The organism is Facklamia sp. HMSC062C11 (assembly GCF_001810675.1).
Lineage (GTDB): Bacteria > Bacillota > Bacilli > Lactobacillales > Aerococcaceae > Facklamia > Facklamia hominis.
Window position 1 is genome coordinate 1 of the sequence record NZ_KV802384.1, and the last position, 14,441, is coordinate 14,441.

Below are 14,441 nucleotides of genomic sequence, written 5' to 3' on the forward strand. Positions count from 1 at the left end.
GTTTTTTGGTGGACTTATGTCACAGCCTCTTTAACTCTAATTAAAAATCAATCATAGCTAAAGGGAGCGTTATACTTAGCTACGTCGATTCTTAGCTCGCCGTCTACTTTGTTGTTTTTGATAAGATCTAATATTTTCTTTTAATTGTTTCTTGTAGCCCGGTTTAACTTTTGATTTTTTGCTGCGATGAATCATTCCCTTAACCGTGTGATCAATCTCCTGACGATGATGATCAGAACGTTGTGTCCGACGATAACGTTGTTCAATTTCTTTAATTTCGCCATTTACAAGGGTTACTTCTCTAAATTCAATCCCCTTAGCCTCAAGTTGACTTAAACGCTCATCATCATCAGGCTGCACAAAAGTATAAGCGGTACCTGCAATATTCGACCTTGCTGTGCGTCCCACTCGGTGAACAAAAAATTCCAAGTCTTTAGGCAACTCCGTATTAATAACCATGGAGATTCCCGGAATATCGATTCCCCTAGCAGCAAGATCCGACGCCACCACATATTGAAAATCTAACTGTTTGATCTGTTTCATAATACGCTTACGCTCTCTCGCATCAAGCCCTCCATGGACTTTAGCAACTTTTAGCCCTTTTTCTCGCAAGTACTCGGTCATCTGATCTGCGTAATGACGAGTGTTACAGAAAACAACCGCTAAAAAAGGATGCCCTAAGGTCAATAACTGATAGACCAGTTCTTTACGATCCCGCCCCTTTGTATTGATCAAGTAATTCTCAACTTGATCCACTAATATGCGGTTACTATCAATCTTAATAATTTCTGGTTGACTCATGTATTTATTCAAAAATTGAATTAAACTTTGCGGAAAAGTTGCTGAAAAAGCCATCATTTGAAGATCCGCAGGTAAGCGAGAGGCAATTTCATCCACCAAAGATAGAAATCCCATATCTAAGGTCATGTCAGCTTCATCAATTACCATGCAATTTGCTGTTTGAACCCAGAGAGCATTTTCTTTCATAAGATCAAAGATCCGACCTGGAGTTCCAATGACCACCTGCGGTTGCTGATTCGTAAGTCGATCTAATTGTCGTTGCTTGTCACTCCCCCCTATACAAGCCATAATCTGAATCGCAGCGGGGCTATCTTCAACCAATTGAACAGCCACATCATAAAGTTGAGCGGCCAATTCACGACTAGGGGCTGTAATTACAGCCTGAACTTCTTGTCGATCAGCTTTTATCTGATTCATAATAGGTATCATAAAAGCATGCGTCTTACCGGTTCCAGTTTGTGATTGAACAACAAGAGATTCCCCTTTTAGGGCACGTGGTATAACTTCTTCTTGTACCGGCGTCAATGATGAAAAATGAAGCTTTCTTAAGGCTTCATGAATAAATGGTTGAATTGAAAGTTGTTTAAATAACATGGTATTCTCCTTATAATCACCTTATAGGGCTTTATTAATTCTCATTATAGCATACAAAGCTTGAGCTCATAAGACTTTCAGTTGATGGATTTTTATAAATTGGCTATAATAATAGCGTTACAGATAGGGAGGCTCATTATGATAAACGAAGGAATAATATTTACACTATTTGGTGCAAGTGGAGATCTTGCTAAAAGAAAACTCTATCCTGCGCTCTATCAATTATTCTTAAAAAAACATCTTCCAGACTCCTTTGTCCTCTTGGGAAGTGCTCGTAGAGAGTGGTCAAATCAGCATTTTCGAGAGGTAATTGCCGAAAGTATCCATCAAGCTAGACTAGACGCTAGACAATTAAGTCACTTTATGAAGCATTGTTATTACATTTCACACAATGCTAGTCTAAAAGAGGACTATCCCCAATTAAAAGCTAAATTGGACGAACTCGCCCATAATTATCAAGCACCCAATCGTATCTTTTATCTCTCTCTTGCCCCAGAACTTTTCCCTACGATCAGCCGCTATCTAAAAGAAGAAGCGATTATGTCCAGTAACGGTTTTAATCGCTTGGTCATTGAAAAACCTTTTGGCTATAATCAAGCATCAGCGGATCAACTACAAAAACAATTATGTCAATCCTTTGAAGAAGAACAAATTTTTCGTATGGACCATTATCTCGGCAAATCCATTGTCAATCAAATTTTACCCATTCGGCAGGATAACCCCATATTTAGACAGTTGTGGCAACCAGAATGGCTTGACCATATCCAGATTTCCCTGAATGAAGACTTAGGTGTCGCTGGTCGTGCAGGTTACTACGAACAAGCAGGTGTCGCTCGAGATATGATCCAAAATCATGCCTTGCAATTACTAACTCTTGTAACTCTCAGCTTAGACCAGTCAAGTATGGACAGCGACACTTTAAGGCAGCGCAAGATCCAGATCCTAGACCATCTTAAATTAGCAGATCCCCCCATTGATCATGTAGTTCGCGGACAATATAGTGCCAATTCTGACTTGAATCTCCCTAGTTATCGCCAAGAAGACCAGGTAGATCCACAATCCCAAGTAGAAACTTTTCTCGCTTTTAAAGCAGAAATTGATCTTCCAGAATGGCAAGGAGTTCCTATTTATATTCGGTCCGGCAAAGCCTTATCTCAAAAACAAACAGATATAAAGCTGATCTTTAAAAATCAGCACGAAGCTTTATTATCGAATTTTTTCCAAATTAAAATTGCACCTGATCCACATTTTAACTTACAACTTAACCAACAAGATTCATGGTCCCAACATCAATGGCAACCCCTTAATTTAGAATATCGTCTAAAACAAGAGCACTTAGCCCAAATTCCCAGCGATTATGAAAAACTAATTCTAGACTGTATTGAAGGAAATCTTTCTTCATTTGCTCACGCATTAGAGGTGAAATATGCTTGGCGATTTATCGATCAAATACGCCAAACCTTTACAAAAAAAGGGCTTCCTCTTCACTCATACCCTGCCGCTAGTCGAGGTCCTGAGGCAGCCTATCAACTTTTACAAAAAGATCATCGTCATTGGATAGATGATTAACTAATCTAGTTTATGACTAAAAGCCCGATACAAATTAGCTCCTATAGATTTTAGCTAATTCTGTATCGGGCTTTTTATCAACTATTTTGCTAACAAGAGGGTCTTTGTCACTAATTAACAAGAACTAACTAGTTAGACTGGGCTAAATAGTCTCGATTTGTTTGAATAAGTTCTTGAATTAAGGCTTGCCTATCAGCTGAATCCGCCACCTTAGCTCCTGAAGCCATAGCATGCCCACCCCCATCAAAATGCATCGCTACTTCATTAATGCTAGGCCCTTTGGACCGAATGCGAGCCCGATAATTACCATTATGCCCAGCCTGTTGGATAAAAATCACCCAAGAAAGGACCCCTTTTATTCGACCGGGAATATGAGTGATCTGATTGCTCGCTTCCTCCTTAACCCCAAAGTCTGTGAAATCAGACTGATTTAACAGAACAGATGCGACTCCTGCCGGATGAAGAACAATCCGTCCCATCACAAAAGCCATAAAATCCAATTCTTCCTTTGTTAGTTCATTAAAGCGTTGATTAATGGCAGCTAAGTCAATGCCATAATGCATCAACCGACTCACAACTTCAAAGGTTTCTGACCTTGTGTTAGAAAATTGAAAACGTCCCGTATCACCCACGATACCCGCATAAAATAATTCGGCCACCTCTTTAGTCAAATTTAATTGGGGAAACTGGTCAAAGATCATTTGGCATAGTACCTCAGCACAAGATGAGGCTGATTCATCGACCCATTGCCAGTCTCCATATAAATCAACAATTAAATGATGATCAATCTTAATAAGCTTGGATGCTTCTTGATACCACTCACCATCAATTCGCGGTTGGTTAGCCGTATCTAAAACAATGGCTAAAGCATTCTGATAATCAGCAAGCTCTACCGAATCCATTTGACCCATCCAAGTTAATCCTTCACTCATGGTCCCGGCCGCTAAAACATTTTTTTCAGGATAAAGTTCTTTAATAAAACTCTTTAACCCTAGCTGACTACCAATGGCATCAGGATCTGGTCGTTGATGACGATGAATAATAATTGTCTGAAAGGATTGAATGGCTTCAAAAATCTCTTCTCTAACTTTTGCCTCTAATTGCATGGTTATACCTCCCGATAGGTTTTTTCAATAATTTGCATTCCTACATTAGCTTGAGCGACAACCACATTCTCTAAATAAATCTTGACATCCACCAAGGCACTTCGACGGTTTAAATTTAAAATATTAACCTTAAAATAGGGCCGATGTCCTAGCTGAATACTCGTAAAATAATGCAGAGATAAACTTTCTAGCATCACCATTTGTCCAATTTTTTCCTTAAGCTTATCCGTTGCTACTTGCACAATCAATTCTGACAAATAGCCATAAGACAGAGTACCTAGTTGATTCACCATCGGTGCTTCAATTTTGATGCGATAATCATAAGACATGGCAAAGTCCTCTTTTGGAATACGTTCAATATGGTCCGAAATCTTATCTTCAAAAGTTTGAATGCTTTGAGGCTGTTTTTGATGAACTTGAAGAGCTTTCATAACATCATAACGTGAGACGACTCCCAATAAGGTACGATCATCTGCGACAACTGGAATCATTTCAATATCTTCCCAAACCATCTTATAGGAAATAGCTGCCAAAGAAGTGTGGAGATCCGTCGTAATCAATTCCTTAGACATGGCTCGTTCAATACTCCCAGTCTGTCCCAAGCCCATTAAATCATTAGCCGTTACCACCCCAACCAATCGTTGATTAACTACAACCGGGAAGCGCGATAAACCTGAAACCATTGATTTTTGATTAAACTCCTTAACCGTATCTGTTGGTTTCAAACATAGAGTCCTTTCAAAGGGAGTATAGATCTCCTCCACTCGGATTATTTCTTCTTTAAGCATTTGTTCATTCAAAGTTCGATTAATAAGACTGGCAACCGTAAAAGTATCATGAACAGTTGTTAAAAGTGGTAACTCTAAACGATCCGCTAAATCAATAATATCTTTTTGACAAGTAAATCCACCAGTAACTAAAACAGCAAGCCCATTTTTCAAGGCATAGCGCTGAACATCCGCTCGGTTACCGACAATCAAAAGGGTCTCCTTGGCAAAGTACTTTGCCATAGCATCTAAGGTCATAGCCCCAATGATAAATTTAGACAAGGGCTTATTCATTCCCGACTTTCCACCTAATACATGGCCATCAATTAAAGAAAGTATTGAAGAAAAATTCAGGTCCTCAACCCGACTATCTAATTTCTTGGATATCCGAATAGTCCCTACTCGCTCAATGGTCGATACATAACCTAAATCTCTTGCTGTTTGAATTGCTCGATAAACGGTCCCTTGAGACAGACTAAACTTTTTAGCCAGACTTCTAACAGAAATCTTAGATCCCAAGGGAAGCGATTGAATATATCGGAGAATATTTTCTTGTTTATTGGTCATACTAAGCCCCTTCTCAATCAAATTAACCTAAGGCAACATCTAATATCATCATAATAACAAAGCCCAACATAAAACTCAGCGTTGAAAGGTCCGTTGAATGAGCAGATTGTGATTCAGGAATTAATTCTTCAATGACAACAAATATCATGGCTCCCGCTGCAAATGAAAGTGCATACGGTAATAACCGCTGCATAAATAATAGAGCCATTGCTCCAATAACTGCCCCGATCGGTTCAACTAAAGCGGACATCTGTCCAAGGTTAAAGGCTCGAAATTTTGATTTTCCTTCAGCCAAGAGTGGCATTGATAAAGCGGATCCTTCGGGAAAATTCTGAATACCAATCCCCAAAGTTAAAGATAAAGCGGCTGCTAAGGTCATTGAGCCAGAACCATTCGCAACAGCGGCATAAGCAACCCCCAAAGCCATCCCTTCTGGCAAATTATGAATGGTTACTGCTAAGAAAAGCATCCAGGTCTTGGAAATTGAAGTCTTTTCTGGATTAAAGTCCCCATGATCCGCCGCATAATGAAAGTGTGGCACAATTCGGTCAATCAGTCTTAAAAATAGCCCCCCCCGTTAAAAAACCTACCGCAGCCGGAAACCAAGCTGGCAAGCCCATAGAATAGACACTCGCCTGCTCTAATGCCGGTGCTAATAGCGACCAAAATGAGGCCGCTGTCATAATGCCTCCTGCAAAGCCTTGCATCACAGCCAAAAAATGCTCATTCACTTTCCTAACAAAAAACACAGTGGCTGAACCTAATAATGTACAAAACCACGTAAAAATCCCAGCCATAGCGGCTTGAAAGACAGGATTCATTTCTAGAAAAAAATCTAACATACTAACTCCTTTATGAATGGCCAATTATATCATGGCCAAACCTCCTACCTTATTATCAAAAAAAGGCATTGCTCCACTTAAACAAGTTTGTCGCCAACGCCTTTTATTGATTATTCTTTTGCTCGATTAGATCAAAGTCCTTGATCTAAATCTAATTCTCCAAAAATAACTACTAAGACTCACTTACATCTGGATCAACAACGATCTCTTCTTCAACCACTTCTTGTGGGGCCAAATCTTCAACACTTGTCTTATCGGTTTTAACTGACTTTTTCACATTTGCAATTGCATTTAATTCATAGGTTAAGTAGACACCTTCGCAATCCAAAACGACAATTCCTTCTTGATGGTCAACTTCATCGACAATAGCATGCAGACCACCAATTGTTACGACTCCATCCCCGGCTTCTAGAGCGTCCAAAAGTTGTTTCTTTTGATTAGCAACTTTCTTTTGAGGACGAATCAACATAAAATAAAACAAAGCAAACATGACAATTAGTGGCATCAACGATACGAGAAATTCCATTAATAGTTCCTCCTTTAATTTACCTCTTAAGTATAACAGTTTTTTATGACTGCTTTCAATAGCTAACGACTAAAATGCAGGTGCTCCTAGCTTATTATAACCATATTCTTCACGAAAAGCTTGCCTAAACTCCAATAATTGATCCTCTCGAATTGCTTGACGAACTTGTCGCATCAAATTCAATAAGAAATAAGTATTATGAATCGAAGTGAGACGCAAACCAAATGTCTCATCACATTTAATTAAATGTCTGACATAAGCTCTGGTATAGTGTTTACAGGTATAGCAGTCACACTTAGGATCAATTGGTGTATAGTCTCTAGCGTAACAGGCGTTTTTTACAACCAAGCGTCCTTTAGAGGTCATGCAAGTGCCATTTCGGGCTATTCGAGTCGCTAGAACACAGTCAAACATATCTACCCCTCGGATCGCACCATCGATTAAGGCGTCCGGCGATCCAACGCCCATCAGATAACGTGGCTTATTAGTAGGTAATTCTGGCATTAAGTAATCCAAAACGGTGTTCATTTCCTCCTTCGTTTCACCGACAGATAAACCGCCAATTGAATAGCCCGGAAAATCTAAAGAAACCATATCCTTAGCATGCTGAAGACGCAAGTCTTTATAACCTGCTCCTTGGCAAATGCCAAATAAGGCTTGACGATCAGGGTTTTGATGAGCCTCCAATCCTCTTTCTGCCCAACGAGTAGTACGATCGATGGATCTTTTGACATAATCATAGGGTTGATGAAACTCTGGACATTCATCGAAAGACATCATGATATCCGATCCTAAGGCATTTTGAATATGAATGGCTTTTTCCGGTGTTAAAAATAACTTCTCACCAGATAAATGGTTACGAAAATGAACGCCCTCCTCTTCAATATGACGCATATCGCTTAAAGAAAAAACCTGAAACCCACCGGAATCCGTTAAAAGTCCCTGATCCCAATTCATAAAGGTGTGCAATCCACCTGCATCTTCAACAATATCTTCACCTGGACGTAGCCATAGATGATAAGTGTTCGATAAAATGACTCCAGCTCCCATGGCTTTTAATTCTTCTGGTGATAAAGATTTCACGGTTGCTAATGTTCCAACCGGCATATACATCGGTGTTTCAAATGATCCGTGCGGGGTGTGGAGTATTCCCAGTCGGGCACCTGTATGCTTTTCTTCTTTAATTAATTCATATGTTACTGCTGGCACACTATTCCTTCTTTCTAATTACTCATCCTTCAGTCGAACTTCCAGAACAAACGGATAGTATTTACCCGTGATATAAAAACGATCTTGATCAATGTGGGCAATCCCATTAAGACTATCCATCTGACGACGCGCCTCATCACTTAAAGGTAGTTGGTCTAAAATTGACGATAAATCATATACTTTAATAACTTGACCCGTTTCTGGATCAATCTTAATGATTCTATTATCATACCAAATATTAGCAAAAATTGCTCCTTGAGCATATTCTAATTCGTTCAATTGGTCTATTTCGCGTCCTAACAGCGTCACTGTGACTTGTCCCAATCGCTTAAAATCTTCCAAGTCCTGTTGATAAAGCTGACTGCTTCCATCTGATAACCAAAATAGTGACCGATCCGCATCATAGGCCAACCCCCAACCTTGACCTAGATAAGAATAAGTATCCAACAAAGTGAAATTAGGTAATTGCCATTTAAAGACTTTGCCTTCCTTCCATGTCAATTGCCATAAATGATTCCCTTCAATAGTGAGTCCTTCACCAAAATATTGATCTGGCAATTCTACTTGAGTTAACCATTCCCCAGATGTTAAGTCGAGAATACCAACGGCAGACTGCCCATATTTACCGGATCCCAAGTAAAGCTTACCCTGCTCATTTCGTTCAAAACCCTGAGTAAATATCTGCTTTTCTATAGGGAAAACTTCTAATAATTCCACTTTTCCCTCTATGCCTTGGCTATCAACAGCGTGTGTAAATAATAGACAGCTCATGATTATAAGCACGATTCCAGAAAAAACTTTTTGCATTTGAATCCTCCTAAATGTACTTCAAACTTGCAAGTCTGATAGAGATTGGTAAAATAAACATGATCTTAATCAAAGGAGCAAGTGATTATGAATTTTTACCAATTAGCCATCAAAATTGTCCGTCATATCTTCTTTTTATTTAACGGGCGTACCCAAGTCCAAGGACTTGAAAATCTTCCCAAAGAAGGGCCTTATATTATTGCTGCTACTCATCGATCACTCTATGACCCTTTTTACCTTGCTATTGTCTGGGCTCCAGAAGAAATTTCCTTTATGGCAAAAAACTCCCTATTCAAATGGAAATGGTTAGGTTATTTACTCACTAAAGCACATGTATTTCCCGTCAACAGAGAAAAGCCTTCTCCAAAGACCTTAAAATTTGCGGTTAAGCAACTGGAACAAGGATTCCATCTAGGGATTTTTCCGTCAGGAACCCGTCATAGTACTGAGATAAAAAGTGGAACAGCTTTTATCCAACGTTTATCCAAAAAAGCGATCGTTCCTGTCGCAATCCAACCCCCATTAACAAAATGGCAATTTCTAAAAAGACAACCCGCTAAGATTGCCATTGGTCCAGCAATTAACTATGATCCTCAAGCAACCTATGATAAGGCAAAACTCGAACAAATTGACCAAGCCATTGCCAATGCCTTCGATGAGTTAGATCAAAAAATTGACCCTCAGTTCCATTATGATCCTAAATAGAACCGATTCCATCGGACTTAGTTTATCATAATCAATGAATTCCGCCTATGCCTTTTTGCAAACAGATGATAGAGTCATGAGAATACGATTCTATAAAATCCCCTCGAAAGATAGCATCAAAGCTAACTCTCGAGGGGATTATTGTAACTCACAGCAAGTAAGTCTATTTGATTCATATCTTTAATCAGTCACCACTAGTAATTTAGAATCCATACTAGAAAGGATCTGTTTTTAGTTGATTAATTTAAGTAGTTACCTTCTAAAAGTCATCTAGATCAGCATCATCCATAGACTGCAATTGATACATTTGGTAATAACTTCCTTTTTTAGCAATGAGACTTTCGTGATCTCCCTTCTCAATAATGCGTCCCTTATCCAAAACGATAATTTGATGAGCATCTTTAATCGTAGATAAACGATGAGCGATCGCAATAGTAGTCCGATTTTGACGCATTTTTTTCAGTGATGTCTGAATAGCTTGCTCCGTCTCCGTATCTATATTGGCCGTTGCTTCATCAAGAATAAGTATTTTAGGTTGCCGAGCCATCGTACGTGCAAAGGAAATCAATTGTTTTTGACCCGAGGAATATCCTTCACCCCGCTCGATAACAAGATGTTGATACCCTTCTTTTTCTTTTTCGATAAATCGATCAGCCTGGACAAAACGTGCTGCTTCTCGAATTCGATCATCACTCATACTCATATCTAAAAGGCGAATATTCCTTGCGACATCCCCGTAGAAAAGAAAAGAATCTTGCAAAACCAAGCCCATCTCTTGTCTTAATTGGTCATAAGAAAAATCACGGATTGAATGGCCATCAATTAAAACCTCTCCATCTTGAAATTCATAAAACCGCATCAATACGTTAATGATCGAAGACTTACCTGACCCCGTATGTCCAACTAAAGCAACTGTTTGACCAGGTTCAACGGTGAAGCTAACATCATCGAGCACCTTATGTTGTCCATCATAAGAAAAACTAAGATGCTTGATTTCTATCTTAGCATCTGTAATCCTTGCCTCTGGCTGAGGATTCTGCTGAGGAACAAACTCATCATTATCCAAATAAGAAAGAATCCGTGCAGAAGATACAATGCCATCTTGTAATAAACTCAAGGAATCCAACATCATTCCCATGGGCCTAAAAAATTGAACGGCATACTGGGTAAAAGCATAAATAACCCCAACTTCCAATCCGTGTAAAAAGTACTCTTTACCTAACACATAGATTACTAAGGCAAGTGCTAATCCCTCTAAAAGATTAATCACAGGCATTAACATTAACGAATTCATTTGAATCATCGTACGTCGATTTAAATAGTGTTGATGATTTTGTTGATTAAATTCTTGGTAGACACGCTCTTCTTGCCGCATGTTCTGAATCGTTGAAACCCCCATAACCGACTCATTAATTTTAGTATTTAAACGACTTAAATTTTCACGCATTCGTCGATATACCATGGACGAGTATGACTGATAAAACCAGATTAAGCCGATCATGATTGGAACAAAAATTAAAAACAACAAGGCCATCCGTTGATTTAATAGCCACATAGCAATGAATACCGAGCATATCGTCACAAGACCTTCAAATAAAGAGTAAAAGACGAGCCAAAATTCCTTGAGGGTCTCTGTATCATTCGTTATGCGAGATACAATCGATCCCCCCGGAGTTTGGTCAAAAAATCGCATCCCTAACCCATTAATTTTTCGAAATAAGTCATTTCGGATAGACGCTACGGTCTTTTCAGAAGCTAAATTGAAATAATACGTTGATAAATAATTCCCAATGATCTGTAACAAAAGTAAGCTTAAATAAATAAGACAAAACCTTCCCGCAATCTGAAAACTCAGTTGTTGGTGTTCTAAATAATGATCAATAAAATACTGAACTAAACGCGGCATAGCAACTGAAATCAATATCGTACCGGCTGATAATACAACAGCTAATAAAAAGAGACGCCAGAAGTCCTTGGTAAAAGTAAAAATCCGCCGAGTAATCTTCAATTGCTCTTTCATGGTGAACTTTTTAGCCCACACAGATTCATTCCTTGAATTTGCTGCCATCGACTTCATCTCCTTTTAAACGATTTAATTCTTGTTGATGATACATCTTAGCATACCAACCATCTAGAGCTAATAATTCTTGATGATTCCCTCGCTCAACAATACATCCATCTTCTAAAACCAAAATTTCTTGGGCGTGCATCACCGAAGAAATTCGGTGAGCTGAAATAATTGTCATCCGATCTTCAGATGATTCCTTAACAGCATCTAGGATGGCTTCTTCTGTTTTAGCATCTACAGCAGATAAAGCATCATCTAGAATCAGTAACTGTGGATCTATTAGTAAGGCCCGTGCAATTGCAATCCGTTGTTTCTGCCCTCCCGACAAAGCCACTCCTCGTTCGCCTACTAGCGTCTGATAGCCTTCAGGAAAGTCAAGAATATCTTGGTGAATAGCAGCCAACTTGGCAGCCCGCTCCACTTCCTCTTGACTAGCTGTTGGTTTAGCATAGCGAATATTTTCTAAAATAGAGGTTGAGAAAAGAAAAGTATCCTGCGGAACATAGCCAATATGGTTTAATAAGCTATCTAATGAATATTGCTTAATGTCCTGATTGACAAAGGCGATCTGCCCTTGATAATCATCGTACTCTCGCATCAGAAGGTGGAAGATCGTTGATTTACCAGAACCAGTTTTCCCCACAATCCCTAAAGTTTGATTAGCTTCTAATTTAAAATAGCAATTTTTTAATTCAATACTATCATTTCGTTCATAAGAGAAAGCTGCAATATCAAATTCTAAAGGAGCTTGAATAGGCTTTTGAATAGGATTGGGGCTTTCTATAATATGCGATCTTTCTTCCAAAATTTCTTCGATTCGATCATAAGACGCAGCCCCTCTTTGGAGAATATTAAATAATTGTCCCACTGCAATCATGGGCCAAGTAAGTCGGGTAATATAAGAAATGAAAGCAACTAACAATCCAACCGTTAATTGACCTTGAACTACCTGGAAGCCTCCAAAAAAGAGTGCCAAAATGGTAGAGATCCCCATGATCAGCTGACTGCTAGGACGGAATAAAGCATTATAGACATAGACTTTTTGATTGGCTTGAACCACCGCAAAGGTATGATCTTTAAAGTCTTGAATATCTCGCCCCTCTTCGCCAAAAGTTTTTATGACTTTCATGCCAGTTACTGATTCCTGAACCTTATCGTTCATTGAAGCAAAAGCTACCTGGGCTTTCTTAGAATAATAATGCAGTTGACGACCAATATAATTGATGATAATGGCTAAAAATGGAATTGGAATAATAGTAATTAACGATAATTTCCAATCAACCACAAAAAACATCATAAACAAAGTAATTAAACCTTGTGAAAGCGAATCGACCAGTGTTAAGATTCCTCCAGCTGCAACCATCCGAATAGCACCCAAGTCATTAGTTGTACGCGCCATCAAATCACCCGTACGATACTTATGGAAAAAATCCTTATCCATCCGCATAAAATGATGAAAAAGACGCGCTCTTAAAATTTGCTCTAGCTGTGCAGAGGTCCCAAAAATCGCCATCCGCCAAACATAACGCATAGCATATTGAACGATAGCAATTGTAATCAGAAGCAATACCCAATAGAGCAAAGATTGTGGCTGCATCTGATGTGAGGCCATGGTATCAATAATCCGGCCTATAATGAGGGGGACAAAACCCGTAATCAAGCTAAGTAAAGTAAGCATGGTAATACCAATAATATAGGACTTCTTTTCTTGCTTTAAAAACCATCCCAACTTAGCGAACATATTCATGCAGGAATCTCTCCTTTTAAAACTTAGTAATTTCAGTCTACCATTCCATGAAAGAGCATTCAAACCATACGATTCTTATACTCGATTAAAAAATAAAAACCCAGCGACTAACGCTGGGGAATCAACACCTAATATTATTATTGATTACGCATTTTCATTGAATTCATAATCTGTTGGACTTTGCGTTTTGAGGGTTTCTGGCCCATCTGCGCCATCATCTCAGAGATCATTCGTGCATCGAAAGGTGGGTTTTCTTTAAAATATTTAAACATATATTTTCGAGCCGCAAAAAAACCTAGAACAAGTCCAATAATTAAAGCTAAAATAACAATTAAAATCCAAGCATAAGTTGGCATATATCTCTCTCCTTTTAAAACATTCTATCATACTTTTTGATTAAGTAAAATGCTTAATAGTAGCTTCTTATATACAACGAACATCCGTTTGCCTTTGATGGCTGGTTTTGATATAATATAGATAATAATTAGAAAGTGTGGTGTCTATGGCTAAACTATCCAGTAAACAAATGAATGTCCTACGAAGTATCTATGAACTCGTGGAAGCCTCTGGCTACCCACCCACCGTTCGTGAAATTGGTGAAAGAGCTGGTTTATCCTCTCCATCCACTGTTCATGGCCATCTAGACCGCTTAGAAGAAAAGGGCATGATTGACCGAGATGCAGCAAAAACTCGAACCATTGAAATCACTGAACTTGGCCTAAGTACACTGGGAGTTGACTCGAATAAGATCCCTCTCTTAGGTTATGTTGCAGCTGGAAGCCCTATTTTAGCGGTAGAAGAAGCGATCGATTATTACCCAAAACCACAGGATCTTCGCTATGATGCTAGTGAACTATTTATGTTAATTATTAAAGGTGAGTCTATGATTAATGTTGGCATTTTGGATGGCGATATTATTACCGTTCGCAAGCAATCCGCCGCTAATAATGGAGAAATTGTCGTTGCGATGACCGAAGATAATGAGGCGACCTGCAAAACCTTCTTCAAAAAAAATGATCATATTATTTTAAGACCTGAAAATGATACTATGGAGGATATTATCTTACCGCAAGCCACCATCTTAGGAAAGGTAGTTGGCTTGAATCGTTTCTATTAACAGCTTACAAAAAAGA

The 14,441-nt window shown here is 38.9% G+C and carries 12 protein-coding genes and 1 pseudogene; 3 read left to right on the forward strand and 10 right to left on the reverse strand.

Going from position 1 to position 14,441, the window contains the following annotated elements; all coding sequences use genetic code 11:
* Positions 1-75: 75 nt before the first annotated feature.
* A complete protein-coding gene (locus tag HMPREF2758_RS02310) occupies positions 76-1,395 on the reverse strand; it encodes a DEAD/DEAH box helicase (RefSeq protein ID WP_070608981.1) in 1,320 nt (439 codons plus the stop codon).
* A gap of 138 nt (positions 1,396-1,533) precedes the next feature.
* Here HMPREF2758_RS02310 and zwf point away from each other — a divergent pair, with 138 nt between their 5' ends.
* On the forward strand, positions 1,534-2,964 hold the full coding sequence (zwf, locus tag HMPREF2758_RS02315) for a glucose-6-phosphate dehydrogenase (RefSeq protein ID WP_070608982.1): 1,431 nt from the start codon (positions 1,534-1,536) through the stop codon (positions 2,962-2,964).
* Positions 2,965-3,092: 128 nt separating this feature from the next.
* Here the strand turns inward: zwf and HMPREF2758_RS02320 are convergent, their stop codons facing one another.
* From HMPREF2758_RS02320 to HMPREF2758_RS02345, 6 genes and pseudogenes are all read right to left on the reverse strand, one after another.
* Complete coding sequence (locus HMPREF2758_RS02320) at positions 3,093-4,070, reverse strand: DHH family phosphoesterase (RefSeq protein WP_070608984.1); 978 nt, start codon at positions 4,068-4,070, stop codon at positions 3,093-3,095.
* Positions 4,071-4,072: 2 nt separating this feature from the next.
* Positions 4,073-5,404: a DRTGG domain-containing protein gene (locus HMPREF2758_RS02325; protein WP_070608986.1), complete on the reverse strand. Its 1,332-nt coding sequence runs from the start codon at positions 5,402-5,404 to the stop codon at positions 4,073-4,075.
* 22 nt (positions 5,405-5,426) lie between these two features.
* Positions 5,427-6,246, reverse strand: a pseudogene (locus tag HMPREF2758_RS02330) (ZIP family metal transporter).
* A 172-nt stretch (positions 6,247-6,418) separates the two neighbouring features.
* The gene (gene yajC / locus HMPREF2758_RS02335) at positions 6,419-6,772 is read right to left on the reverse strand and encodes a preprotein translocase subunit YajC (RefSeq protein ID WP_070608988.1); all 354 of its coding nucleotides are present in this window, start codon (positions 6,770-6,772) and stop codon (positions 6,419-6,421) included.
* A gap of 69 nt (positions 6,773-6,841) precedes the next feature.
* Positions 6,842-7,981, reverse strand: coding sequence for a tRNA guanosine(34) transglycosylase Tgt (tgt, locus tag HMPREF2758_RS02340; RefSeq protein ID WP_070608990.1), 1,140 nt, complete (start codon positions 7,979-7,981; stop codon positions 6,842-6,844).
* An 18-nt stretch (positions 7,982-7,999) separates the two neighbouring features.
* Positions 8,000-8,788 (reverse strand): glutaminyl-peptide cyclotransferase, encoded by a 789-nt coding sequence (locus HMPREF2758_RS02345; protein ID WP_083304835.1) that lies wholly within the window; start codon positions 8,786-8,788, stop codon positions 8,000-8,002.
* An 87-nt stretch (positions 8,789-8,875) separates the two neighbouring features.
* Between HMPREF2758_RS02345 and HMPREF2758_RS02350 the strand changes: the two genes are divergently transcribed.
* Entirely contained in the window at positions 8,876-9,493 is a 618-nt protein-coding gene (locus HMPREF2758_RS02350; protein WP_070608992.1) for a lysophospholipid acyltransferase family protein, read from the forward strand.
* Between the two features lie 259 nt (positions 9,494-9,752).
* On the opposite strand, the gene HMPREF2758_RS02355 is transcribed toward HMPREF2758_RS02350, so the two are convergent.
* The 3 genes from HMPREF2758_RS02355 to HMPREF2758_RS02365 form a co-directional block, all read right to left on the reverse strand.
* Positions 9,753-11,561 (reverse strand): ABC transporter ATP-binding protein, encoded by a 1,809-nt coding sequence (locus tag HMPREF2758_RS02355; protein ID WP_070608994.1) that lies wholly within the window; start codon positions 11,559-11,561, stop codon positions 9,753-9,755.
* A complete protein-coding gene (locus tag HMPREF2758_RS02360) occupies positions 11,539-13,308 on the reverse strand; it encodes an ABC transporter ATP-binding protein (RefSeq protein ID WP_070608996.1) in 1,770 nt (589 codons plus the stop codon). Before HMPREF2758_RS02360 ends, HMPREF2758_RS02355 begins: the two co-directional genes overlap by 23 nt.
* A gap of 137 nt (positions 13,309-13,445) precedes the next feature.
* The gene (locus HMPREF2758_RS02365; protein ID WP_070608998.1) at positions 13,446-13,664 is read right to left on the reverse strand and encodes a YneF family protein; all 219 of its coding nucleotides are present in this window, start codon (positions 13,662-13,664) and stop codon (positions 13,446-13,448) included.
* A 146-nt stretch (positions 13,665-13,810) separates the two neighbouring features.
* On the opposite strand from HMPREF2758_RS02365, the gene lexA reads away from it, so the two are divergent.
* A complete protein-coding gene (gene lexA / locus HMPREF2758_RS02370) occupies positions 13,811-14,425 on the forward strand; it encodes a transcriptional repressor LexA (RefSeq protein ID WP_070609000.1) in 615 nt (204 codons plus the stop codon).
* Positions 14,426-14,441 lie beyond the last annotated feature (16 nt).

Bases quoted from the DNA above. Each gene is read 5' to 3' on its own strand.
- HMPREF2758_RS02310 (WP_070608981.1), bottom strand. From the start codon at position 1,395: ATGTTATTTAAACAACTTTCAATTCAACCATTTATTCATGAAGCCTTA.
- zwf (WP_070608982.1), top strand. From the start codon at position 1,534: ATGATAAACGAAGGAATAATATTTACACTATTTGGTGCAAGTGGAGAT.
- HMPREF2758_RS02320 (WP_070608984.1), bottom strand. From the start codon at position 4,070: ATGCAATTAGAGGCAAAAGTTAGAGAAGAGATTTTTGAAGCCATTCAA.
- HMPREF2758_RS02325 (WP_070608986.1), bottom strand. From the start codon at position 5,404: ATGACCAATAAACAAGAAAATATTCTCCGATATATTCAATCGCTTCCC.
- yajC (WP_070608988.1), bottom strand. From the start codon at position 6,772: ATGGAATTTCTCGTATCGTTGATGCCACTAATTGTCATGTTTGCTTTG.
- HMPREF2758_RS02345 (WP_083304835.1), bottom strand. From the start codon at position 8,788: ATGCAAAAAGTTTTTTCTGGAATCGTGCTTATAATCATGAGCTGTCTA.
- HMPREF2758_RS02350 (WP_070608992.1), top strand. From the start codon at position 8,876: ATGAATTTTTACCAATTAGCCATCAAAATTGTCCGTCATATCTTCTTT.
- HMPREF2758_RS02355 (WP_070608994.1), bottom strand. From the start codon at position 11,561: ATGGCAGCAAATTCAAGGAATGAATCTGTGTGGGCTAAAAAGTTCACC.
- HMPREF2758_RS02360 (WP_070608996.1), bottom strand. From the start codon at position 13,308: ATGAATATGTTCGCTAAGTTGGGATGGTTTTTAAAGCAAGAAAAGAAG.
- HMPREF2758_RS02365 (WP_070608998.1), bottom strand. From the start codon at position 13,664: ATGCCAACTTATGCTTGGATTTTAATTGTTATTTTAGCTTTAATTATT.
- lexA (WP_070609000.1), top strand. From the start codon at position 13,811: ATGGCTAAACTATCCAGTAAACAAATGAATGTCCTACGAAGTATCTAT.